Genomic DNA, 22,167 nt, shown 5'->3' with positions numbered 1-22,167 from the left:
AAGCACCCACACCACAAAAAAGCTCTTCGGATCAGTGGGTACGGGCGACCGCAAACTCGCTCAGTTCCACCAAGGCATCGCGATATTCGCTGGCCGGCAGGGCGTCCAGGCATTTGATCGCACGGGCCACGTAGTCCCGGGCCAGTTGCGCGGTGTATTCCAGCGATCCGGAGGCTTCGACCGCGGCACGGATGCTTTCCAGGTCTTCGATCCCGCCTTTCTGGATCGCCTGGCGCACCAGGGCCGCCTGTTCAGGCGTGCCTTCGCGCATGGTGTAGATCAGTGGCAGGGTCGGTTTGCCTTCGGCCAGGTCGTCACCGACGTTCTTGCCCAAGGTGTCGGCGTCGCCCTTGTAGTCCAGCAGGTCGTCCACCAGTTGGAACGCCACGCCCAGGTGATCGCCGAAGGTGCGCAGCGCTTCGCTCTGCTCGGCGCTGGCGCCGGCCAGGGCGGCGGCACTGTGGGTCGAGGCTTCGAAGAGCATCGCGGTCTTGCCGCGGATGACTTCCATGTAGGTTTCTTCCGTGGTGCTGGCGTCGCGCACCTTGGACAGCTGCAAGACTTCGCCTTCGGCGATGATGCGGGTGGCCTGGGAAAGGATCTTCATCACCGGCATCGAGCCCAGTTCGACCATCATTTCGAACGAGCGCGAATACAGGAAATCGCCCACCAGCACGCTCGGGGCGTTGCCCCACATGGCGTTGGCAGTCGAGCGACCACGGCGCATGCCGGACATGTCGACCACGTCGTCATGCAGCAGGGTCGCGGTGTGCAGGAATTCGATGGTGGCGGCGAGCAGGCGCATGTCGTCGCCTTCGCGACCCAGGGCCTTGCCACACAAGAGCACCAGGAGCGGGCGCAGGCGCTTGCCGCCGGCCGAGGTGATGTAATCGCCGATTTTCGATACCAGAGGCACTCGGGAAGTCAGCTGCTTCTTGATGATGCCGTCGACGGCGCTAAAATCGTCCGCCACCGCGCGGTAGAAAGCTTGGGGTTGCATCAGCGACAGGTGCTCCAGAAGGGTTGCGCGGCATGCTAGGACCCGCGTCCTCAGGTGTCAAGGCACATGCTTTGATGGTTCGGTCGGCTACTTGTCAAGCTCGATCAGCTTGCGTACAATCGCGCACCCTAAACTTCCTGGGCAGCACCTGCCTTACGCAATTGCATCCGGGCCTTCCAGCCCATGCAGCCATGCCAGCCAATACCTCTTTTTATAAAGCGCTGGGTGAGCAGGATTATCGGAGAAATACCATGTCGTATGCAGTAATCGTTACTGGTGGCAAGCAATACAAGGTCGCCCCAGGTGAATACCTGAAGATCGAAAAACTGGAAATCGCTACCGGCGAATCCGTTACTTTTGATCGCGTTCTGTTGGTCGCCAATGGCGATGACGTGAATATCGGCGCTCCAGTCGTTGCTGGCGCTACCGTTGTGGCTGAAGTGATCTCCCAAGGTCGTCACGATAAAGTCCGCATCATCAAGTTCCGTCGTCGTAAGCACCACATGAAGCGTATGGGCCACCGCCAGTGGTACACCGAGATCAAAATCACCGGTATTCAGGCTTAATTTCAGCCTAATTCCTCACTAGGAGAATTGAACTCATGGCACACAAAAAAGCTGGTGGTAGTACCCGTAACGGTCGCGACTCAGAAGCCAAACGCCTTGGCGTGAAGATGTATGGCGGCCAGGTTATCAAGGCTGGCAACATCATCGTGCGTCAGCGCGGCACCCAATTCCACGCTGGCTACGGCGTTGGCATGGGCAAGGATCACACCCTCTTCGCTAAAATCGAAGGCGTGATCAAGTTCGAAGTAAAAGGCGCCTTCGGTCGTCGTTACGTAAGCGTTATCGCAGCTTAATTGCGAGACCGCTGGAAAAGCCCTGTCTTGCGACGGGGCTTTTTCGTTTGTGGGGTGAGTCTCTTGCAAAACTGTTTGTATGGGCTGTCTGCGCTGCGGTTGGGGCGTGTTAACGGGTCGCTGCGCTCATTTTTGCAAGAGTCTTATGTCTTGTTTTTTTCGGCTCGTCCGTATGGCGAGAGGCGTGTGTCATGAAGTTTGTTGATGAAGTATCGATTCGAGTAAAGGCCGGCGATGGCGGCAATGGCTGCATGAGTTTCCGTCGGGAAAAATTCATTGAGAACGGTGGTCCGAACGGCGGCGACGGCGGCGATGGCGGCTCGATCTTCATGATGGCCGACGAAAACCTCAACACCCTGGTGGACTACCGCTATACCCGGCACTTCGATGCCGAGCGTGGCTCCAACGGCGGTAGCACCGACTGCACCGGCAAGAAAGGCGAAGACCTGGTCCTGCGAGTGCCGGTGGGCACCACGGTGATCGACTCCGCCACCCAGGAAGTGATCGGTGATCTGACCAAGCCGGGCCAGCGTTTGCTGGTGGCCCATGGCGGCTGGCATGGACTGGGTAACACCCGTTTCAAATCCAGTACCAATCGCGCGCCACGCCAGACCACTCCAGGCAAGCCGGGTGAGCAGCGTGACCTGAAGCTGGAAATGAAAGTGCTGGCCGACGTGGGCCTGCTGGGTCTGCCGAACGCCGGTAAGAGCACCTTCATTCGCTCGGTGTCGGCGGCAAAGCCGAAAGTGGCCGATTATCCGTTCACCACCCTGGTGCCGAACCTGGGCGTGGTCAGCGTCGATCGCTGGAAGAGCTTCGTCATCGCGGACATCCCGGGGTTGATCGAAGGGGCCTCCGACGGTGCCGGCCTGGGGATTCGTTTCCTCAAGCATTTGGCGCGTACCCGTTTGTTGCTGCACCTCGTGGACATGGCGCCGCTGGATGACAGCAGCGCCGCCGATGCCGCTGAAGTCATCGTCACCGAGCTGGCCAAGTTCAGCCCGGCCCTGGCTGAGCGTGATCGCTGGCTGGTGCTGAACAAATGCGACCAGATCCTTGAAGAAGAGCATGAAGAGCGGGTCAAGGAAATCGTCGATCGCCTGGAGTGGGAAGGTCCGGTCTACGTGATCTCGGCCATTGCCAAAGAAGGCACCGAGCGCTTGAGTCACGACATCATGCGCTACCTGGAAGATCGCGCTGATCGCCTGGCCAATGACCCGGCCTATAAGGAAGAGCTGGCTGAACTCGACCAGCGCATCGAAGACGAAGCCCGTGCCCAGTTGCAGGCGCTGGACGACCAGCGTGCCCTGCGTCGCAGCGGCGTGAAGTCGGTCCATGACATCGGTGACGACGATTGGGACGAAGAAGATGTGGACGACGAAGATGGTCCGGAAATCATCTACGTTCGCGACTGATCTGCTGCTCGGCTGAAGTCACTGCCTATGTGAGTGGTCTGTGGGAGCAAGCTTTGCTCTCACAGGCATCGCCCCTTCCACAAGTATTCTTGGCTGGCGGGCGGTAGGCAGGTTCAAGCTTTTCGGTGCGGTGTTATCATCGCAACCAGCCGGTTTCCAAGGCGCCGCTCATACGAGCGGCGTTTTGGTATCTGTAAAACGCAAATACGAATAATCCCATGGGCGGCGCTGGGTCGCGCCGTTCGCTGGCAAAGGTTGAAGATGATGCGGAGCAAGGTGACGGGTGCGCGGCGCTGGGTCGTGAAGATCGGCAGCGCACTGCTGACGGCGGATGGCAAGGGCCTGGATCGCCAGGCGATGGCGGTGTGGGTCGAGCAGATGGTGGCCTTGCATGAGGCTGGCGTCGAGCTGGTGCTGGTCTCTTCGGGGGCTGTGGCTGCCGGCATGAGCCGCTTGGGCTGGACGTCGCGACCCAGCGCGATGCACGAGTTGCAGGCCGCCGCCGCCATCGGCCAGATGGGCCTGGTGCAGGCTTGGGAGTCGAGCTTTGCCGAGCTTGGTCGCCATACGGCGCAGATCCTGCTGACCCATGATGACCTGTCCGACCGCAAGCGCTACCTCAATGCCCGCAGCACCTTGCGGGCGCTGGTGGAGCTCAAGGTCATCCCGGTGATCAACGAGAACGACACGGTGGTCACCGACGAGATCCGTTTCGGCGATAACGACACCCTGGCGGCACTCGTGGCCAACCTGGTGGAGGCGGACCTGCTGGTGATTCTCACGGATCGCGACGGCATGTTCGACGCCGATCCGCGCAACAACCCCGATGCCAAGCTGATCTACGAAGCCCGTGCCGACGATCCGGCGCTGGATGCGGTGGCCGGCGGCACCGGCGGTGCGCTGGGGCGTGGCGGCATGCAGACCAAGCTGCGGGCGGCACGCCTGGCGGCGCGGTCTGGCGCGCATACGATCATTGTCGGTGGGCGGCTGGAGCGCGTGCTCGATCGCTTGAAGGCGGGCGAGCGCATCGGCACCTTGCTTTCGCCGGAACGCGGCATGCTGGCGGCGCGCAAGCAGTGGCTGGCCGGGCACCTGCAAACCCGTGGCACGCTGGTATTGGATGCCGGTGCGGTGTCGGCCCTGTCCCAAGGCAACAAGAGCCTGCTGCCGGTGGGTGTGAAGCTGGTCCAGGGCAGTTTCCGGCGTGGCGAGATGGTGGTGTGCGTGGCCCCGGACGGTCGCGAGATCGCCCGTGGCCTGGCCAACTACAGCGCGCTGGAAGCGCAGAAAATCATCGGTCAGTCGTCCGATGCGATTGTTGGCTTGCTGGGTTACATGGCGGAGCCTGAGCTGGTTCACCGCGACAACCTGATTCTCGTCTAAGGAAAAATCATGGGTTTGGCAAAAGGATTGATCGGCCTGCTGTTGGCGCTGCCGCTGCTGGCCTCGGCGGAAGAAATCGGCCAGGTGTCGACGGTGTTCAAGTTTGTCGGGCCGAACGACCGGATCGTCGTCGAGGCGTTCGATGATCCCAAGGTCGACGGTGTGACCTGCTACCTCTCGCGGGCCAAGACCGGTGGCGTGAAGGGTGGCCTGGGTTTGGCCGAGGACCGTGCCGAGGCTTCCATTGCCTGCCGTCAGGTGGGCCCCATCAGCTTCAAGGGTGAGCTCAAGGACGGCGAAGAGGTGTTCCGCGAGCGCACTTCGCTGGTGTTCAAGACCATGCAAGTGGTGCGTTTCCTCGACAAGAAGCGCAATACACTGGTGTACCTGGTCTACAGCGACCGGGTGATCGAGGGCAGCCCGCAAAATGCGGTGACGGCTATTCCGATCCTGCCTTGGCGTTAAGTACCGCGTGACGAGCGAGCCGATCGGCTAGTGCTCGTCGGTTAAGCCACACACCTGTGGGAGCAAAGCTTGCTCGCGATTGGGGTAAGGCAGTCGGCAGCGACATTGGCTGATCTGCCGCTATCGCGAGCAAGCTTTGCTCCCACAGGGTTTAACTGACGGGTTGTTAGCCGATCGGCTCGCTTTTTTAATGTCCATGAATAAGTTGTGCGTTTGGTGCGAAGGGATTCGTATGCGTTCGTTTTTGCTGCTGTTTGCATGGGGTTGTTCGGTTTCTGTCGGGGCGGTGGCTCACGCTGACCTATGAGCGCGTTGCGCCTCAGGACGACGATGTCGGTTCTGCCTACCGTGTCAGCAGAATGGCCTGGGAAACCAGCCCGAAGGTGTACCAAGGCTCCGAGGATGGAGCGTGGGCGGCCTTGGGGGATGGGCGGCTCTGGGCACTCGGCTCGTATGCCCAGGGCAAGCGCTCAGGCAAATGGACGGAGTTCGATGAGTCCGGCAATGAGTCCGCGGGAGTCTACGTGAATGGATTGCGCCAGGGATCATGGGTCGTCAGCGATGGCGACACGGTCTCCCGCGGCACAATCGTCGATGACTTCTATGAGGGGCGTTGGACGATCGAGGCGCACGATGAAGAGGGGCAGATTTCAGGCTTCGATACCTACAAGCACGGTGATTTTGATGGGCCTTCCGAGTGCGTGCGTGACGGTGAGGTGGTCCAGCGCGGTAACTTCGTGGCGGGAATGCAGCGCGGTAACTGGAAGATGCCTTGGGGTGAGGGGCGTTACGTGCAAAGTGTCCGGGAGGGTCCGTGGAAGCTGACTGTCGCGGGCGGTGGGGTCCAGACCGTGGATTTCGTCGCTGACAAGATGCATGGCGAGTTGCGGGAAGTGGACGCGGCGGGTGTGTTGCGGCTTGTCGAGCATTACCGTGCGGGTGTGCTGGATGGCTTGAAAGAAACCTACGCGGCGAATGGCAAGCTCACGTTTTCGGCGACCTATGCCAATGGCCAGGTCGAAGGTCGGGCGTTGACCTACAGCGATGACGGCGCCGTGCTGCGTTCGGATATCTCGTGGCGTCACGGTTCGCGAGAGGTCAATTTCGGTGAATAGCGTGGCTGTTAGGCTGGAGACGTTGCAGATCTAAATGTGGGAGCGGGCTTGCTCGCGAAGGCGGCGGTACAGTCAGCATCATCGCAAGCTGACCCACCGCTTTCGCGAGCAAACCTGCTCCCACATGGGACTGTGATGAGTGCAGAAGCGTGGACGGCACGCCCAAATCCCGGGCAATAAAAAACCGACCCTGAGGTCGGTTTTTTAATGAGCGTGTCGCTTAGGCAGCAGCGGCAACGTTCAGGGCCTTTACGTGGCCATTCAGGCGGCTCTTATGACGAGCGGCCTTGTTCTTGTGGATGATGCCTTTATCGGCCATACGGTCGATAACTGGCACAGCCAGAACGTAAGCAGCTTGTGCTTTGGCAGCGTCTTTTGCGTCAATGGCCTTGACTACATTCTTGATGTAGGTACGAACCATGGAACGCAGGCTGGCGTTGTGGCTGCGACGCTTCTCAGCCTGTTTTGCACGTTTTTTGGCGGAAGGTGAGTTGGCCACCGTCGAGCTCCTCGAAAGACTTTTTAGGAAATAGCAAACAAAATAGGCCGCGAATCATGCCGATGAGTTTAGGTCTTGTCAAGGGCGGGTGACGCGTTCCGCTGAATGGCAGGTACAACGCACCGGATGATTTCTTTCCGGCGTGCGACCTGTAAACTCGCGGACTTTGGCGCTGAGCTGTTTAGCGGCGCGGAGTATCGCACAAGTGGGCGCTTGTTCGCCTGCTGTTCATCGACAGGCAAGAACTCTTTTCATGAATCTGCTCAAATCGCTGGCCGCCGTCAGCTCTATCACGATGCTTTCGCGCATCCTGGGGTTCGTTCGCGATACGCTGCTTGCGCGGATATTCGGCGCCGGGATGGCCACCGACGCCTTCTTCATCGCCTTCAAGTTGCCTAACCTGCTGCGGCGAATCTTCGCGGAAGGGGCATTCTCCCAGGCCTTCGTGCCGATCCTGGCCGAATACAAGAGCCAGAAGGGTGACGAGGCGACTCGCACGTTCATTGCCTATGTCACCGGCTTGCTGACCCTGGTGCTGGCGCTTGTCACGGCCGCCGGCATGCTCGCCGCGCCTTGGGTGATCTGGGCCACGGCGCCGGGCTTCACCGATACCCCGGAAAAATTCCAGCTCACCGCTGACCTGCTGCGGGTGACCTTCCCCTATATATTGCTGATTTCCCTGTCGTCCCTGGCCGGGGCGATCCTCAACACCTGGAACCGCTTTTCGGTGCCGGCCTTCGTGCCGACCCTGCTCAACGTCAGCATGATCGTGTTCGCGGTGTTCCTGACGCCGTATTTCAATCCGCCAGTGATGGCCCTCGGTTGGGCGGTGCTGGTGGGCGGCCTGGCGCAGTTGGTGTACCAGCTGCCCCACCTGAAAAAGATCGGCATGCTCGTATTGCCACGCCTGAACCTTCGCGACAGCGGCGTCTGGCGGGTGCTCAAGCAGATGCTGCCGGCGATCCTCGGGGTGTCGGTGAGCCAGATATCCCTGATCATCAACACCATTTTTGCCTCGTTCCTGGTGGCTGGCTCGGTGTCGTGGATGTACTACGCCGATCGCTTGATGGAGCTGCCCTCCGGCGTGCTCGGCGTGGCCCTGGGGACGATCCTGCTGCCGACCCTGGCCAAGACCTATGCCAGCCAGGATCGCCAGGAATATTCGCGTATTCTCGACTGGGGCCTGCGCCTGTGCTTCGTGCTGGTGTTGCCGTGCGCACTGGCGCTGGGGATCCTGGCCGAGCCGCTGACGGTTTCGCTGTTCCAGTACGGTCAGTTCAGCGCGTTCGATGCCGCGATGACCCAGCGGGCGCTGATTGCCTATTCGGTGGGGTTGCTCGGGATCATCCTGATCAAGGTGCTGGCGCCGGGCTTCTATGCCCAGCAGAACATCCGCACGCCGGTCAAGATCGCCATTTTCACCCTGCTAATGACCCAGCTGTTCAACCTGCTGCTGATCGGTCCCCTGGCCCACGCCGGCCTGGCCCTGGCGATCAGCGCCGGTGCGTGTCTCAACGCCGGGCTGCTGTTTTATCAGCTGCGCAAGCAGAAGATGTATCAGCCGCTGCCGGGCTGGGGCAAGTTCGGTCTCAAGCTGCTGGTGGCCGTGGCGGTGATGTCGGCGGTGCTGTTGGGCGCGATGCATTTCATGCCGGCGTGGGGCGAAGGGCAGATGCTGGGCCGTTTCCTGCGCCTGGGCGTGCTGGTGGTCGCGGGTGTGGTGGCGTACTTTGGCATGCTGGTGCTGATGGGTTTCCGTCTGCGCGACTTCAACCGCAAGGCGTTGCACTGAGGATTTCTCCTCGATAAACCCGGGCCGGGCAGTGGTTTTGTCGGTTCGATCACTTTGGGTTACGGTGTTGCCTGTCGTCGGCCGCCGGGTGTGGTTATAATCGGCCACTTTATGAGCAAGAAGCGCGTTATGCAGCTGGTTCGAGGCCTCCACAACCTGCGTCCCCGGCATCGGGGCTGTGTCGCCACTATTGGCAACTTCGACGGTGTTCACCGTGGCCACCAGGCTATCCTGGCGCGGCTGCGCGAGCGTGCGCTGGCGCTGGGCCTGCCCAGTTGCGTGGTGATCTTCGAGCCGCAGCCTCGCGAATTCTTTGCCCCGGACACCGCACCGGCCCGCCTGGCCCGGTTGCGGGACAAGCTGCAACTGCTGGCCGCCGAAGGCGTCGACCGCGTCCTGTGCCTGGCTTTCAACCAGCGTCTGAGCCAGCTCAGTGCTGCCGAGTTCGTCGACACCATCCTGGTGGACGGCCTGGACGTGAAGCATCTGGAAGTGGGCGACGATTTCCGTTTCGGCTGCGACCGGGCAGGGGATTTCGATTACCTGCAACAGTCCGGTCTCGCCCGGGGCTTCACCGTCGAAGCGGCGCAGACCGTCGAGATGGACGGTTTGCGCGTCAGCAGCACCCAGGTCCGCAATGCCCTGGCGGCTGCCGACTTCGAATTGGCCGAGCGGTTGCTGGGCCGGCCGTACCGGATTGCCGGACGGATCCTGCATGGGCAGAAGCTGGCGCGCCAATTGGGCACGCCGACCGCCAACGTGCAGCTCAAGCGTCGTCGTGTGCCGCTGACCGGGGTGTTCCTGGTGAGCGTCGAGATCGACGGCAAGACCTGGCCCGGTGTCGCCAACATCGGCGTACGGCCCACGGTCCAAGGGGATGGCAAGGCCCACCTCGAAGTACACATTCTGGATTTTGCCGGCGATCTGTATGACCGGCGTTTGACGGTGGTTTTCCACCAAAAGCTGCGTGAAGAGCAGCGTTTTGCCTCCCTGGAGGCGCTCAAGACGGCGATCCATGCCGACATCGCCGCCGCCCGTGCCCTTGTCGCAACCAGCGCCAATCGCTAATGAAGAGCCTTAAATGACCGACTATAAAGCCACGCTTAACCTTCCGGACACCGCCTTCCCAATGAAGGCCGGCCTGCCTCAGCGCGAACCGCAGATTCTGCAGCGTTGGGACAGCATTGGCCTGTACGGAAAGTTGCGCGAAATTGGCAAGGATCGTCCGAAGTTCGTCCTGCACGACGGCCCTCCGTACGCCAACGGCACCATCCACATCGGTCACGCGCTGAACAAGATTCTCAAGGACATGATCATCCGCTCCAAGACCCTGTCGGGTTTTGACGCGCCGTATGTCCCGGGCTGGGACTGCCACGGCCTGCCGATCGAGCACAAGGTGGAAGTGACCCACGGCAAGAACCTGGGCGCGGACAAGACCCGCGAACTGTGCCGGGCCTACGCCAGCGAGCAGATCGAAGGGCAAAAGTCCGAATTCATCCGTCTCGGCGTGCTGGGCGACTTCGCCAACCCGTACAAGACCATGGACTTTGCGAACGAAGCCGGTGAAATCCGTGCCCTGGCGAAAATCGTCGAGGGCGGTTTCGTGTTCAAGGGCCTCAAGCCGGTGAACTGGTGCTTCGATTGCGGTTCGGCCCTGGCCGAGGCGGAAGTGGAGTACGAGAACAAGAAATCCTCGACCATCGACGTGGCCTTCCCGATCGCCGATGAAGACAAGCTCGCCGCCGCTTTCGGCCTGGGCAAGCTGGCCAAGCCGGCCGCCATCGTGATCTGGACCACCACCCCGTGGACCATCCCGGCCAACCAGGCGCTGAACGTCCACCCGGAATTCAACTACGCCCTGGTCGATATCGGCGACAAGCTGCTGGTGCTGGCCGAAGAGCTGGTGGAATCCTGCCTGTCGCGCTATGGCGTGGAAGGTTCGGTGCTGGCCACCGCGCCAGGTTCGGCGCTGGAACTGATCAATTTCCGTCACCCGTTCTATGACCGCCTGTCGCCAATCTATTTGGCTGACTACGTCGAACTGAGCGCTGGTACCGGCATCGTTCACTGCTCGCCTGCCTATGGTGTGGATGACTTCGTCATCTGCAAGAAATACGGCCTCGTCAACGATGACATCATCAATCCAGTCCAAAGTAACGGCGTGTACGCGCCGTCCCTGGAGTTTTTCGGTGGCCAGTTCATCTTCAAGGCCAACCCGGCCATCGTCGACAAACTGACTGAAGTCGGCGCGCTGCTGCACACCACCGTCATCGAACACAGCTACATGCACTGTTGGCGCCACAAGACGCCACTGATCTACCGCGCCACCGCGCAGTGGTTCATCGGCATGGACAAGCAGCCGACGGCTGGCGACACCCTGCGCCAGCGCTCGCTCAAGGCCATCGAGGACACCCAATTCGTCCCGGCCTGGGGCCAGGCGCGCCTGCACTCGATGATCGCCAACCGTCCGGACTGGTGCATTTCCCGTCAGCGCAACTGGGGCGTGCCGATCCCGTTCTTCCTGAACAAGGAAAGCGGCGAGCTGCACCCGCGCACCGTCGAGCTGATGGAAGAAGTGGCCCAGCGCGTCGAAGCCGAAGGCATCGAGGCCTGGTTCAAGCTGGACGCCGCCGAGCTGTTGGGCGACGAAGCGCCGCTGTATGACAAGATCAGCGACACCCTGGACGTCTGGTTCGACTCCGGCACCACCCACTGGCACGTGCTGCGCGGCTCGCACCCGATGGGCCACGAGACCGGCCCGCGTGCCGACCTGTACCTGGAAGGTTCGGACCAGCACCGCGGCTGGTTCCACTCCTCGCTGCTGACCGGTTGCGCCATCGACGACCACGCGCCGTACCGCGAGTTGCTGACCCACGGCTTCACCGTCGATGAGTCCGGCCGCAAGATGTCCAAGTCCCTGGGCAACGTGATCGCGCCGCAGAAAGTCAACGACACCCTGGGCGCCGACATCATGCGCCTGTGGGTCGCGTCCACCGACTATTCCGGCGAGATGGCCGTGTCCGAGCAGATCCTGCAGCGCAGCGCGGACGCCTACCGGCGCATCCGTAACACCGCGCGCTTCCTGCTTTCCAACCTGACCGGCTTCAATCCGGCCACCGACCTGCTGCCAGCCGAGGACATGCTCGCCCTGGACCGTTGGGCCGTGGACCGTACGCTGTTGCTGCAACGCGAGTTGCAAGAGCACTATGGCGAATACCGCTTCTGGAACGTCTACTCCAAGATCCACAACTTCTGTGTGCAGGAGCTGGGCGGTTTCTACCTCGACATCATCAAGGACCGTCAGTACACCACCGGCGCCAACAGCAAGGCACGCCGTTCGTGCCAGACCGCGCTGTTCCACATCAGCGAGGCGCTGGTGCGCTGGATCGCGCCGATCCTGGCGTTCACCGCCGACGAGTTGTGGCAGTACCTGCCGGGCGAGCGCAACGAATCGGTGATGCTCAACACCTGGTACGAAGGCCTGAGCGAATTGCCCGAAGGCTTCGAGCTGGACCGCGCGTACTGGGATCGGGTCATGGCGGTCAAGGCGGCGGTCAACAAGGAAATGGAGATCCAGCGCGCGGCCAAGGCCGTCGGTGGCAACCTGCAGGCCGAAGTGACCCTCTACGCCGAAGACGCCCTGGACGCCGACCTGGCCAAGCTGGGCAACGAACTGCGCTTCGTGCTGATCACCTCCACCGCCAGCGTCGCGCCGTTGGCGCAGGCCCCGGCCGATGCGGTGGTCACCGAAGTGGCCGGCCTGAAGCTCAAGGTGGTCAAGTCGAGCTTCGTCAAGTGCGCCCGTTGCTGGCACTGCCGCGAAGACGTCGGCGTGAATCCGGAGCATCCGGAGATCTGCGGCCGTTGCGTCGACAACATCAGCGGCAGCGGCGAGGTTCGCCACTATGCCTAATGCGGCGCCTAATGCAGCGGGCCGTTTCGGGCGGTTGGGCTGGCTCTGGTTGAGCGTGCTGGTACTGGTCATCGACCAGGCCAGCAAGTACTACTTCGAACACGCGCTGACCATGTACCAGCAGATCGTCGTCATTCCCGACTACTTCAGCTGGACCCTGGCCTACAACACCGGCGCGGCGTTCAGCTTCCTGGCCGACAGCTCGGGGTGGCAGCGCTGGCTGTTCGCCCTGATCGCTATCGTGGTCAGTGGCGTGCTGGTGGTCTGGCTCAAGCGTCTGGGGCGCGACGAAACCTGGCTGGCCGTGGCGCTGACACTGGTCCTGGGCGGTGCGCTGGGTAATCTCTACGACCGTATCGCCCTGGGCCACGTCATCGATTTCATCCTGGTGCATTGGCAGAACCGCTGGTATTTCCCGGCGTTCAACTTTGCCGACAGCGCTATCACCGTGGGCGCTGTGATGCTCGCCCTGGATATGTTCAAGAGTAAGAAAACCGGAGAGGCCGTCCATGACTGAGCAGCGTATCGCTCAAAACACTGAAGTGAAGCTTCACTTCGCCCTGCACCTGGAAAACGGTGACACCGTCGACAGCACCTTCGACAAGGAGCCGGCCGTATTCAAGGTCGGCGACGGCAACCTGCTGCCAGGCTTCGAAGCCGCGATCTTCGGCTTCAAGGCCGGTGACAAGCGCACCGTGATCGTTGCGCCGGAAAACGCCTTTGGTCAGCCCAACCCGCAAAACGTGCAGACCATGCCACGCTCCCAGTTCCAGGACATGGAGCTGTCCCATGGCTTGCTGGTGATCTTCAACGACGCGGCCAATACCGAACTGCCGGGCGTAGTGAAAGCCTTTGACGATGCCCAGGTCACCGTGGACTTCAACCACCCGCTGGCGGGCAAGACCTTGAACTTCGAAGTGGAAATCCTCGACGTCAAGGCGGTTTAAGCGCCACTCGAGTGGCTGTGGGGCGAGCCTGTGGGAGCAAAGCTTGCTCGCGATGAACGATGGCAGGGTCTTGAAGTTAGACCGTGTCGCTTGCATCGCGAGCAAGCTTTGCTCCCACAGGTTTGCTGGCACATGAGATATCAATTGTTCTGGCAAGTGTTCAATTCTTGCGCAAGACACGAGGCACAGCATGCAAATCAAACTCGCCAACCCCCGTGGCTTCTGCGCCGGTGTGGACCGGGCGATCGAAATCGTCAACCGCGCCCTGGAAGTCTTCGGTCCGCCTATCTACGTGCGCCACGAAGTCGTCCATAACAAATTCGTCGTCGAGGACCTGCGCAGCCGCGGGGCCATTTTCGTCGAGGAGCTGGACCAGGTGCCGGACGACGTCATCGTGATCTTCAGCGCCCACGGGGTTTCCCAGGCGGTCCGCAGCGAAGCGGCCGGTCGGGGCCTGAAGGTGTTCGACGCCACATGCCCGCTGGTGACCAAGGTGCACATCGAAGTGGCGCGCTACAGCCGTGATGGCCGCGAATGCATCCTGATCGGCCATGAGGGCCATCCGGAAGTCGAAGGCACCATGGGCCAATACGACGCCAGCAATGGCGGCGCCATCTACCTGGTCGAGGATGAGGACGACGTGGCCGCCTTGCAGGTACGCAACCCCGAGAGCCTGGCGTTTGTCACCCAGACGACCTTGTCCATGGACGACACCAGCCGAGTGATCGATGCCCTGCGCGCCCGTTTCCCGGCCATCGGCGGCCCGCGCAAGGACGACATCTGCTACGCCACCCAGAACCGTCAGGACGCGGTCAAGCAATTGGCCGATGAATGCGATGTGGTGCTGGTTGTCGGCAGCCCGAACAGTTCCAATTCCAACCGCCTGCGCGAGCTGGCCGAGCGCATGTCCACCCCGGCGTACCTGATCGACGGTGCCGAAGACCTGCAACGCCATTGGTTCGATGGCGTCGAGCGCATCGGTATCACCGCCGGCGCTTCCGCACCTGAAGTGCTGGTGCGCGGTGTCATCCAGCAGCTGCATGCCTGGGGCGCAACCGGTGCCGATGAGTTGGCCGGGCGCGAGGAGAACATCACGTTCTCGATGCCGAAAGAGCTGCGCGTTCGTTCTGTGCCTTAGGCTTTTGTTTGCACACGGCCTGCTCGGCTTTCTCGCTGCGCAGGCTGATCCGCCCGCTGGGCGCCAGCACCACCTGATGGTGGCTGATCGGTCCGTGCCTGGCGCAGACGTGTAGCGTGCCGGCTCGGAAGCCGCCGTTGGGCAGTAGCGCTTCCCCCAGGCCATTGAAACTTACCGAACGCCTCACGGGCTGATTGCCAATGACCCGGGCCTGGCCACTGCGCTCCATCAGCAAGGTCTTCTGCTTGTCGTCCAGCGTGATTTGCCAGCCTCGACCCCAATCGTTGTCGATTCCCCCGATGACCACCGTCCGGTTGCGAATAATGGCTTCGCTGCGCGCACTGCGCAGGCCGACGGCCAGCGACTGGGCGGCATCCTTGCGCTGGTTGGCCTCGACCATCTCTTTGTAGCCTGTGCCGATCCACGACAGAACAATCGCAGCAATCGCCAGTCCCATGAGCAGCTCGATCAGGCTGAGCCCTTGTTGGTGCATGACGTCTCCTCCCTGGAGAGCGTGTTGTGGCGAGGGAGCTTGCTCCCTCGCCACAGGCAGTGGTTTGTTCTAGCGTGTAGAAAGCAGGTATAGCCGACGGCGTCGGAGGACATCGATGGATCTTCGTACAAAAGGTTTCACGCTGATCGAGGTGATGGTGGCCCTTGGGGTGCTGCTGATTCTGATCACCCTGGCCGTCCCTGCGTTTACCGGCGTGGTGCAGAGCACCCGGGCGGACACCGAGATCGGTGATTTGCGTCGGGCGCTGAACTTTGCCCGGATGGAAGCGATCGACCGAGGCATCACCACGCGAGTTCGCCCCACGGTTCAGGGCGGCGCCTGGAGCACGGAATTGACGGTGTTTGACAGCCCCGGCTCGTCCCCCAATGTATTGCGGGTTGTTCCAGCGATGAGCAGCGGTGCGACTCTGACGCTAACCTCAGGGGTGACCAACATCGATTTCAACAGCCTGGGTGGCTTGGCGTCACTGAGCACGCCGGTGAGTTTCAGTTATGTACGAGGGGCGCAGAGCAGGACTCTGAATGTTTGCCTCAATGGACGAATCGTATTGGGTGGAAGTTGCGGATGAAGGATTGCAGGAGAAAGGCTCAGGAGGGCATGACGCTGATCGAGGTGCTGGTGGCGGTGCTGATCCTGGGCGTGGGCTTGCTGGGCGCGGCGATGATCCAGCTCAATGCGCTCAAGTACACCGACAGTTCACGCATGACCAGCCAGGCGAGCTTCATTGCCTATGACCTGCTGGACCGTATTCGCGCCAATTCCGGCGCGGACTACACCATTACCCCACCCAGTTCACCCAACCTCAGCGTGGCGCGGGACCAGGACCTTTACGACTTCAAGACCAATATCATTGCCTTCGGCGGTGCCACGGCCACCGGCACCGTTGCGCTGAACCAGCGGGTCTACACCATCACCATTTCCTGGGATGACGCCCGGGCGGCCAACACCACCAACACGGCCGACGCGCGGCGCAGCTTCGTGCTGACCAGCCGTGCTGCCGTCGATCCGGTGGCGGGGCCATGAACAGGCATAGCCGAGGATTCGGCCTTATCGAGTTGATGATTGCGTTGGTGCTCAGCCTGGTCGTCGTGCTGGGCGTCGTGCAGATCTTCATTGCGGCCAAGAATACCTACATCAGCCAGAATGCGGCGGCGGTGATGCAGGAGGACGCGCGGTTCGCCTTGAGCAAAATGGTCCAGGAGATTCGCATGGTGGGCATGTTCGGTTGCCTGGGGAGCATTACCGACGCGTCTTCGGCAGGGGATTTCAATGCCAGCCAGATGACGCCGATCCGTTGGGACAACGCCACCCAGAAACTGACCCTGGTGACCACGGACGTGGGCACCGGTGGCAGCACACCGGTCTGGACGGTGGTCTCCGATTGCCGCAACACCGCCACCGCCTACACCGGGGTGCGGGCCCCGGCAGCCGGGCAAATGGCATTTCCGATACGGCGGCTGGTCTACAGCTTCGCCAACAACCAGTTGTCGATGGGGGCAGGTGTTGGCAATCCGCCCTTGTCGGTACTGGTCGACAACGTCAGGACATTCAACGTGACCTTCGGCGTGGCCGCCAGTGCGACGGACGTGGCCGCGTCCGCCTACACCAGCAACCCGACCGACCCGGCCACGATCCGCAGCGTGCGCCTGACGCTGACGCTGTTCGATCCAAAGAACAACGTGCGCGAGCAAACCTTCAACGTGGTTGCCGCCTTGCGCAACCGGCTCTTGTGAGGGGGGCGACTGATGAACCCAACGCCCGTCCAATATCGCCAGCGCGGCATGGCACTGCTGGTCAGTCTCGTCTTCCTGCTGCTTTTGACCTTGATTGGCCTGTCATCGATGCAAAGTGCCACGCTCCAGGAAAAAATGACCAGCAGCGTCATGCTGCGCAACCAGTCTTTCCAGCAGGCCGAGGCGGCGCTGAGGATGGGCGAGAACGCGGTGCAGGCCGCGAGCTATTCGTTGCCGGTCTGTAGCGGCGCCACCGAATGTGCGCCACCGGCCGAGTCGGCGACCCTCACGTTGGCCGGGCGCGGCGGGTCGGGGGTGACCTGGGTGGCGGTTCCTGGCGGGTTCTACGGTGTGCAGAACCTCGGCGCAACGCTGACGGCGGTCAATGTGCCGGTCAATACGTCGGCGACGCTGTACCGGATCACTGCAGTGGCTGTGGTGGGGAACAACCAGCGCAGCGTGCTGGAGAGCATCTATGCCAAATATTAAGGGGCTACGGGCCGCGTGGCGGGCGCTGTGCGGGGCCTTGCTCAGCCTGTACCTGGCGGCCCCGGCCTACGCATTCACGCCCTCGGATTCACCGTTGCTCAGTGCGGCCGCCGTCACGCCCAACGTGATGTTGCTGATCGATGATTCGGGGAGCATGAGCAACATTATCTGGGCGGCGGGGTTTGATCCGACGGTGGCGCAGCAGGAGATCGCCAGTTGCAACTCAGAGAACAACTGCAACGGCAGAACATGGCTGGACATGGAAGATGGCAATGTCTCGCTGTCGAGCCTGTCCCGTGGAGGCTGTTCGAAGGCTGGGGGCTGGTACGGTTTCTATCGATCCAACGTAGGGCAGGTCTGTCTACGGCTACCGGATCCAGTGGGGGGCGAGGGCACCCGCTATACAACCAAATACCTGTCTTACCTGCTAACCCAGGCCAACGGTCTCAGCAGGGACTTCACCACCGGCACGATCCCCAATGACTACCGGATCAACGTGGCCCGGGATGTCTCCACCGACCTGGTGACCAATAACCGCGCCTTGCGCATCGGCCTCGCTACCTTCAACCCACCCAACAACACCACCTCCGGCCCGGGCGGCTACATTGCCCGGGCCGTCAGCGACCTTTCGCCCGTCAGTGGCAGCGTCACCCAGAGCCAGGCTGACAGTAACTACAACGCCCTGATCAACGCCATCAATGGCTTGGGTGCCATCGCCAACACGCCGTTGGCCGAGAGCTACTACGAGGTCACCCGTTATTTCAGGGGCATGGCGCCGTACTACAACAGCACGCCAAGCACCTATACCAGCCCGATCCAGTACCGTTGCCAGAAGAATTTCGGCGTGGTGATCACCGACGGTTTCCCTACCTATGACCGGACCTTCCCCAGTGACGATCCTCAGGGGGGCTCGCGTCTGCCGAACTGGGACGGCATCAGCAGCAACGATGGCGACAATCCCAGTGGGGATGGCGAAGGTGACACGCTTTACCTGGACGACATCGCCAAGTTCGCCTTCGACATCGACATGCGCTCCACCGGGACCGATGCCACGGGCAAGAGCTGGAACGCCGTGGACTTTCCCCGGCAGTACCTAAACACCTACACCGTGGGTTTTACCGCCACCAACCAGATGCTGTCCGACGCCGCCCGCTATGGCGCGGGGACGTATTACCAGGCGAGTGACAGCGACGGCTTGAGCTCGGCCCTGTCGTCGGCCTTGAGCGACATCACCTCCAAGGCCGGCTCGGGAGGGGCTGGCTCCTCCAACGGTGCGACGCTGTCCAGCAGTTCCAGTTTCTACCAGACTACCTATGACCCCAAGGATTGGCGCGGCATCGTCCGGGCGTTCGGTTTCAGCGCGTCCGGCGCAGTCAACCCCGCAGCGCTCCAATGGACCACCGACACCGCCATCGTGCCCAGCGCCACGGCGCCGATCTATCAGTCCTGGAACACCGCGACCAACGCGCCGGTGACCCTGGCCTATGGCAACTTCTCGGCGACCCAGCAAACCAGCCTCAACCAGAACCTGCCCATCGGGATCACCGGCAACGACCTGGTGGAGTGGAGCAAGGGCGTCAACAAGACCGGCCTGAAGGTGCGCACGGCGCTGCTGGGAGACATCATCAACTCGCCGCTGGTGCTGGCATCGCCCAACGACCAGACCGCCTCGGACCTGTTGAACGACACCAGCTACAGCACCTACCTGGCGACCAAGGCGACAGGCATGACGGCCAGCCTGGTGGTGAACGCCAACGACGGCTTCTTCAGCGTCATCAACAGCGCCAACGGGACGCGGCGTTACGCCTACATGCCGTCGAGCGTATTGCCCTCGTTGCAGGAGATCGCCGACGTCAACTACGTCAACGGCACGAGCCATCAGTTCCTGGTGGACGGGCAGGTCGGCGTGTTCGATGTGCAATCGGGCAGCGCCTGGAAAACCGTGGCCCTGGGCGGGACCGGGGCAGGGGGCAAGGCCTTTTATGCGGTGCAGTTGTACGATGCGGCGGCGGGCAATACCCTGCGGGCCTTGTGGGAAATCAGCGCGCCAACGGTTGCCAACACGGCCAACAACTTCAACGACCTGGGCTATGCCTATGCCCGACCCGAAGTCGCCCGCCTGGCGGACGGTCGCTGGGCCGCCTTCATCGCCAATGGCTACGGCAGCAACAGCGGCGTGGCGGCGCTGTACGTGGTGGATATCCGCGACGGCTCGCTGATCAGGAAGGTCGTCGTCAACAGCAGCGAGACGGGTAACGGCCTGTCGTCGGTCAAGCTCAGGGTGAACTCGCAGAACGTGGTGCAGACGGCCTACGGTGGCGACTTGAAGGGGCGGATGTGGAAGTTCGACCTCAGCGGTACCTCACCGACTGCTTGGAGCCTGGCGTTTGCCGGCCAACCCTTGTTCACCGCCCCAGGTGGGGCGACCCAGCCGATTACCGTGCAGCCTCTGCTGGCTGACAATCCCCAGGGCGGCACTCAGGTCTTCTTCGGCACCGGCAAATTCAACGAGACGACGGACAAACTCACCAAGGACCTGCAAGCGTTCTATTCGATCTGGGATGCCGTCGGCGGCGCGGGGCAAATCACCGTGTCGAGCCTGCAAGCCCAGTCGATCACCGGCGTATTCTCCGGCAGTACGGGGCAGTTCGTGACCACCAGCCAGACCGACGTGACCTACCCGGCGAAAAAGGGCTGGTACCTGCCCTTGGTGTACAACAACGCATTGACCGGGGAGCGGGTGATCAACCCGGCCAACCTGGTGCTTGGGCGCGTGGTCTTTACCACGGCGGCGGTGGACACCACCGATCCGTGCGCCAGCTTCGGTACTGGCAAACTGATCGAAGTGGATGCGTTCAGCGGTAAGATGCTCAATTACGCGGTGCTCGATACCAATGGCGACGGTTCACTCACCAGCGCTGACACGATCTCTGCCGGGGTGGTCTTCACGGGCGGTATCCCGACCTTGAGCGCCGTCGTCAATGCCAACGGGGCCACCAACATGGTGGTCAACGACTCGGGCGGCGGCATCACCAACCTGCTGGGCAAAACCGTCGTCGGCGGCAGCCGCCGCATCATGTGGCGGCAAATACAATGAGAGGCAAGGCATGCGCAGATCCAACCGGGGCTTCACCTTGATCGAAATCATGATCGTGATCGCGATCATCGGTATCGTGATCACCATCGGCTATCCAAGCCTGACCGAATACATGAAGAAGGGCCGACGCGCCGAAATTGCGGGGCTGCTGTCGGAGCAGGTGCAGATTCTCGAACGCTACTACTCGAAGAATAACGTCTACACCAACGCCACCGGGCTGAGCAGCGGTAACGCTTACTACAACATTACCCTGACACCGACGGACCAGAGCTTCATCCTGACCGCCGTGCGCAAGAGTGGCTCATCCATGGCAACGGACAAATGTGGGGATTTTAAGATCACCAACACAGGTGTACGGACCATGGATAACGCTGCTGCCGGGCTAACCACCAAGGATTGCTGGGGCCGCTGAGTTTTTTATTCGGGTGCTTTCTTGCACCCCTGTCTTATGAGTTGAATCAGAACATGACCAGGCAACAGCAAGTGGTGATTGTCGGCGGCGGAGTCATTGGCCTGCTGACCGCGTTCAATCTCGCGTCCGAAGGACAGCGTGTGGTGCTGCTGGACCGCTCCGGCGTGGGCTCGGAAGCCTCCTGGGCCGGCGGCGGTATCGTTTCACCGCTGTACCCTTGGCGCTATAGCCCGGCGATCACCGCGCTGGCCCATTGGTCGCAGGACTTTTATCCACAGCTGGGCCAGCGCTTGCTCGCCGCGACCGGGATCGACCCGCAAGTGTATGTCACTGGCCTGTACTGGCTGGACCTGGACGACCAGGCGCAGGCGCTGGCCTGGGCCGAGAGCGAAGGGCGACCGATGCAGGCGGTGGACATCAGCGCGGTCCGTGACGCCGTGCCGGCGCTGGGGTCGAGTTATTCCCGGGCGATCTACATGCCCGACGTAGCCAACGTACGCAATCCGCGCCTGGTGAAATCCCTCCGGGCGGCGTTGTTGGCGCTGCCCAATGTCACGCTTCATGAACACTGTGAAGTCAGCGGTTTCATTCGTGTGGATGAACGCGTGGTAGGCGTGACCAGCTCCGCGGGAGACATCCGGGGCGATCAAGTGGTGCTGGCCGCAGGGGCCTGGAGCGGTGAATTGCTCAAGTCGTTGGGCCTGAACCTGCCGGTCGAACCGGTCAAGGGCCAGATGATCCTGTACAAGTGCGCCTCGGATTTCCTGTCGAGTATGGTCCTGGCCAAGGGGCGCTATGCCATTCCACGTCGCGACGGGCACATCCTGGTCGGCAGCACGCTGGAGCGTGACGGCTTCGACAAGACACCGACCGATACGGCGCTGCAAAGCCTGAAGGCATCGGCCGAGCAACTGATTCCCGCGCTGGCGGATGCCGAAGTAGTGGGCCATTGGGCTGGGCTGCGGCCTGGATCGCCGGAGGGGATTCCCTACATCGGCGAAGTGCCGGGGGTTGCGGGGTTGTGGTTGAACTGTGGGCACTACCGTAATGGGTTGGTGTTGGCGCCGGCTTCGTGTCAGTTGTTTGCGGATTTGATGTTGGGACGGGAGCCGGTGATTGATCCGGCGCCTTATTCGCCAGTGGGGCGGTTGTAAGGCCGGATTTGGGGTTGGTTTGGTGACGAGGCGGCCTGGGGTTTTGTGGGCTGAGTACATATCCGTTACTGCGGTCACGGCGGCTTAGGGGGCCGCCCTTACGGCGGGTCACTTTTTGAGAAGCCGGAATGCCGGCCCAGGCAAAAGTAACCAAAAACGCTTTGCCCCACCACTGGACACCTCGCCAAGGCTCGGTGTTCCCTCACTCCGGCATTGCTCCGTGGGCCCGCCGCGAAGGGCCA

22 protein-coding genes are annotated in these 22,167 nt (G+C 61.8%); 19 read left to right on the top strand and 3 right to left on the bottom strand.

Translation table 11 applies throughout. The features are described 5' to 3' along the window. Positions 1 to 31: 31 nt before the first annotated feature. Positions 32 to 1,000, bottom strand: coding sequence for a polyprenyl synthetase family protein (locus ACODSJ_RS23625; RefSeq protein ID WP_260962907.1), 969 nt, complete (start codon positions 998 to 1,000; stop codon positions 32 to 34). Positions 1,001 to 1,251: 251 nt separating this feature from the next. Here ACODSJ_RS23625 and rplU point away from each other — a divergent pair, with 251 nt between their 5' ends. From rplU to ACODSJ_RS23595, 6 genes are all read left to right on the top strand, one after another. Beyond that, positions 1,252 to 1,566 (top strand): 50S ribosomal protein L21, encoded by a 315-nt coding sequence (gene rplU, locus ACODSJ_RS23620; RefSeq protein ID WP_003176051.1) that lies wholly within the window; start codon positions 1,252 to 1,254, stop codon positions 1,564 to 1,566. Positions 1,567 to 1,601: 35 nt separating this feature from the next. Further along, positions 1,602 to 1,859, top strand: coding sequence for a 50S ribosomal protein L27 (rpmA, locus tag ACODSJ_RS23615; RefSeq protein ID WP_016773121.1), 258 nt, complete (start codon positions 1,602 to 1,604; stop codon positions 1,857 to 1,859). A gap of 191 nt (positions 1,860 to 2,050) precedes the next feature. Beyond that, positions 2,051 to 3,274 carry an Obg family GTPase CgtA gene (gene cgtA / locus ACODSJ_RS23610; RefSeq protein WP_489104041.1) on the top strand — a complete coding sequence of 408 codons (1,224 nt, stop codon included), beginning with the start codon at positions 2,051 to 2,053 and terminating at the stop codon, positions 3,272 to 3,274. A 264-nt stretch (positions 3,275 to 3,538) separates the two neighbouring features. Next, entirely contained in the window at positions 3,539 to 4,657 is a 1,119-nt protein-coding gene (gene proB / locus ACODSJ_RS23605; protein WP_489104042.1) for a glutamate 5-kinase, read from the top strand. A gap of 9 nt (positions 4,658 to 4,666) precedes the next feature. Further along, positions 4,667 to 5,122, top strand: a complete 456-nt coding sequence (locus ACODSJ_RS23600; RefSeq protein ID WP_135847245.1) for a CreA family protein — start codon at positions 4,667 to 4,669, stop codon at positions 5,120 to 5,122. A 524-nt stretch (positions 5,123 to 5,646) separates the two neighbouring features. Beyond that, positions 5,647 to 6,237: a toxin-antitoxin system YwqK family antitoxin gene (locus ACODSJ_RS23595; protein WP_489104040.1), complete on the top strand. Its 591-nt coding sequence runs from the start codon at positions 5,647 to 5,649 to the stop codon at positions 6,235 to 6,237. Between the two features lie 220 nt (positions 6,238 to 6,457). Here ACODSJ_RS23595 and rpsT read toward each other — a convergent pair whose 3' ends face one another. Further along, positions 6,458 to 6,736, bottom strand: a complete 279-nt coding sequence (gene rpsT, locus ACODSJ_RS23590) for a 30S ribosomal protein S20 (RefSeq protein WP_007970922.1) — start codon at positions 6,734 to 6,736, stop codon at positions 6,458 to 6,460. 253 nt (positions 6,737 to 6,989) lie between these two features. Here rpsT and murJ point away from each other — a divergent pair, with 253 nt between their 5' ends. The 6 genes from murJ to ispH all read left to right on the top strand — a co-directional run bounded on the left by murJ (position 6,990) and on the right by ispH (position 14,526). After that, positions 6,990 to 8,528, top strand: a complete 1,539-nt coding sequence (murJ, locus tag ACODSJ_RS23585; RefSeq protein ID WP_489104039.1) for a murein biosynthesis integral membrane protein MurJ — start codon at positions 6,990 to 6,992, stop codon at positions 8,526 to 8,528. Positions 8,529 to 8,657: 129 nt separating this feature from the next. Continuing rightward, the gene (gene ribF / locus ACODSJ_RS23580; protein ID WP_489104038.1) at positions 8,658 to 9,596 is read left to right on the top strand and encodes a bifunctional riboflavin kinase/FAD synthetase; all 939 of its coding nucleotides are present in this window, start codon (positions 8,658 to 8,660) and stop codon (positions 9,594 to 9,596) included. Between the two features lie 13 nt (positions 9,597 to 9,609). Then, complete coding sequence (gene ileS / locus ACODSJ_RS23575; RefSeq protein ID WP_489104037.1) at positions 9,610 to 12,441, top strand: isoleucine--tRNA ligase; 2,832 nt, start codon at positions 9,610 to 9,612, stop codon at positions 12,439 to 12,441. Next, entirely contained in the window at positions 12,434 to 12,958 is a 525-nt protein-coding gene (lspA, locus tag ACODSJ_RS23570) for a signal peptidase II (protein WP_489104036.1), read from the top strand. Before ileS ends, lspA begins: the two co-directional genes overlap by 8 nt. Further along, a complete protein-coding gene (gene fkpB, locus ACODSJ_RS23565) occupies positions 12,951 to 13,388 on the top strand; it encodes an FKBP-type peptidyl-prolyl cis-trans isomerase (protein ID WP_489104035.1) in 438 nt (145 codons plus the stop codon). Before lspA ends, fkpB begins: the two co-directional genes overlap by 8 nt. A gap of 190 nt (positions 13,389 to 13,578) precedes the next feature. Further along, the gene (gene ispH / locus ACODSJ_RS23560) at positions 13,579 to 14,526 is read left to right on the top strand and encodes a 4-hydroxy-3-methylbut-2-enyl diphosphate reductase (protein ID WP_489104034.1); all 948 of its coding nucleotides are present in this window, start codon (positions 13,579 to 13,581) and stop codon (positions 14,524 to 14,526) included. On the opposite strand, the gene ACODSJ_RS23555 is transcribed toward ispH, so the two are convergent. Then, complete coding sequence (locus tag ACODSJ_RS23555; protein ID WP_489104033.1) at positions 14,480 to 15,019, bottom strand: GspH/FimT family pseudopilin; 540 nt, start codon at positions 15,017 to 15,019, stop codon at positions 14,480 to 14,482. The genes ispH and ACODSJ_RS23555 overlap by 47 nt on opposite strands. A gap of 115 nt (positions 15,020 to 15,134) precedes the next feature. Between ACODSJ_RS23555 and ACODSJ_RS23550 the strand changes: the two genes are divergently transcribed. Genes ACODSJ_RS23550 through thiO form a run of 7 tightly spaced genes read left to right on the top strand, consistent with a single transcriptional unit; the run spans position 15,135 to position 21,925 of the window. Beyond that, positions 15,135 to 15,608, top strand: a complete 474-nt coding sequence (locus ACODSJ_RS23550) for a GspH/FimT family pseudopilin (protein ID WP_489104032.1) — start codon at positions 15,135 to 15,137, stop codon at positions 15,606 to 15,608. Further along, positions 15,605 to 16,063, top strand: coding sequence for a type IV pilus modification protein PilV (gene pilV, locus ACODSJ_RS23545; protein ID WP_489104031.1), 459 nt, complete (start codon positions 15,605 to 15,607; stop codon positions 16,061 to 16,063). Before ACODSJ_RS23550 ends, pilV begins: the two co-directional genes overlap by 4 nt. Next, on the top strand, positions 16,060 to 16,773 hold the full coding sequence (locus tag ACODSJ_RS23540; protein WP_489104030.1) for a PilW family protein: 714 nt from the start codon (positions 16,060 to 16,062) through the stop codon (positions 16,771 to 16,773). The genes pilV and ACODSJ_RS23540 overlap by 4 nt, the downstream gene beginning before the upstream one ends. Before the next feature lie 12 nt (positions 16,774 to 16,785). Next, positions 16,786 to 17,262: a pilus assembly PilX family protein gene (locus ACODSJ_RS23535; protein WP_489104029.1), complete on the top strand. Its 477-nt coding sequence runs from the start codon at positions 16,786 to 16,788 to the stop codon at positions 17,260 to 17,262. Then, positions 17,249 to 20,359, top strand: a complete 3,111-nt coding sequence (locus ACODSJ_RS23530; RefSeq protein ID WP_489104028.1) for a pilus assembly protein — start codon at positions 17,249 to 17,251, stop codon at positions 20,357 to 20,359. The genes ACODSJ_RS23535 and ACODSJ_RS23530 overlap by 14 nt, the downstream gene beginning before the upstream one ends. Before the next feature lie 10 nt (positions 20,360 to 20,369). Continuing rightward, the gene (locus tag ACODSJ_RS23525) at positions 20,370 to 20,771 is read left to right on the top strand and encodes a type IV pilin protein (protein WP_489104027.1); all 402 of its coding nucleotides are present in this window, start codon (positions 20,370 to 20,372) and stop codon (positions 20,769 to 20,771) included. Between the two features lie 53 nt (positions 20,772 to 20,824). Further along, positions 20,825 to 21,925 (top strand): glycine oxidase ThiO, encoded by a 1,101-nt coding sequence (gene thiO, locus ACODSJ_RS23520; protein WP_489104026.1) that lies wholly within the window; start codon positions 20,825 to 20,827, stop codon positions 21,923 to 21,925. The last annotated feature ends 242 nt before the right edge of the window (positions 21,926 to 22,167 follow it).

It is taken from the genome of Pseudomonas sp. FG6 (assembly GCF_057809015.1).
The sequence above is the reverse complement of the archived record's forward strand: the minus strand, read 5'-3'. Positions and strand labels throughout refer to the sequence as shown.

Bases quoted from the DNA above. Each gene is read 5' to 3' on its own strand.
- ACODSJ_RS23625 (WP_260962907.1), bottom strand. From the start codon at position 1,000: ATGCAACCCCAAGCTTTCTACCGCGCGGTGGCGGACGATTTTAGCGCC.
- rplU (WP_003176051.1), top strand. From the start codon at position 1,252: ATGTCGTATGCAGTAATCGTTACTGGTGGCAAGCAATACAAGGTCGCC.
- rpmA (WP_016773121.1), top strand. From the start codon at position 1,602: ATGGCACACAAAAAAGCTGGTGGTAGTACCCGTAACGGTCGCGACTCA.
- cgtA (WP_489104041.1), top strand. From the start codon at position 2,051: ATGAAGTTTGTTGATGAAGTATCGATTCGAGTAAAGGCCGGCGATGGC.
- proB (WP_489104042.1), top strand. From the start codon at position 3,539: ATGCGGAGCAAGGTGACGGGTGCGCGGCGCTGGGTCGTGAAGATCGGC.
- ACODSJ_RS23600 (WP_135847245.1), top strand. From the start codon at position 4,667: ATGGGTTTGGCAAAAGGATTGATCGGCCTGCTGTTGGCGCTGCCGCTG.
- murJ (WP_489104039.1), top strand. From the start codon at position 6,990: ATGAATCTGCTCAAATCGCTGGCCGCCGTCAGCTCTATCACGATGCTT.
- ribF (WP_489104038.1), top strand. From the start codon at position 8,658: ATGCAGCTGGTTCGAGGCCTCCACAACCTGCGTCCCCGGCATCGGGGC.
- ileS (WP_489104037.1), top strand. From the start codon at position 9,610: ATGACCGACTATAAAGCCACGCTTAACCTTCCGGACACCGCCTTCCCA.
- lspA (WP_489104036.1), top strand. From the start codon at position 12,434: ATGCCTAATGCGGCGCCTAATGCAGCGGGCCGTTTCGGGCGGTTGGGC.
- fkpB (WP_489104035.1), top strand. From the start codon at position 12,951: ATGACTGAGCAGCGTATCGCTCAAAACACTGAAGTGAAGCTTCACTTC.
- ispH (WP_489104034.1), top strand. From the start codon at position 13,579: ATGCAAATCAAACTCGCCAACCCCCGTGGCTTCTGCGCCGGTGTGGAC.
- ACODSJ_RS23555 (WP_489104033.1), bottom strand. From the start codon at position 15,019: ATGCACCAACAAGGGCTCAGCCTGATCGAGCTGCTCATGGGACTGGCG.
- ACODSJ_RS23550 (WP_489104032.1), top strand. From the start codon at position 15,135: ATGGATCTTCGTACAAAAGGTTTCACGCTGATCGAGGTGATGGTGGCC.
- pilV (WP_489104031.1), top strand. From the start codon at position 15,605: ATGAAGGATTGCAGGAGAAAGGCTCAGGAGGGCATGACGCTGATCGAG.
- ACODSJ_RS23540 (WP_489104030.1), top strand. From the start codon at position 16,060: ATGAACAGGCATAGCCGAGGATTCGGCCTTATCGAGTTGATGATTGCG.
- ACODSJ_RS23535 (WP_489104029.1), top strand. From the start codon at position 16,786: ATGAACCCAACGCCCGTCCAATATCGCCAGCGCGGCATGGCACTGCTG.
- ACODSJ_RS23530 (WP_489104028.1), top strand. From the start codon at position 17,249: ATGCCAAATATTAAGGGGCTACGGGCCGCGTGGCGGGCGCTGTGCGGG.
- ACODSJ_RS23525 (WP_489104027.1), top strand. From the start codon at position 20,370: ATGCGCAGATCCAACCGGGGCTTCACCTTGATCGAAATCATGATCGTG.
- thiO (WP_489104026.1), top strand. From the start codon at position 20,825: ATGACCAGGCAACAGCAAGTGGTGATTGTCGGCGGCGGAGTCATTGGC.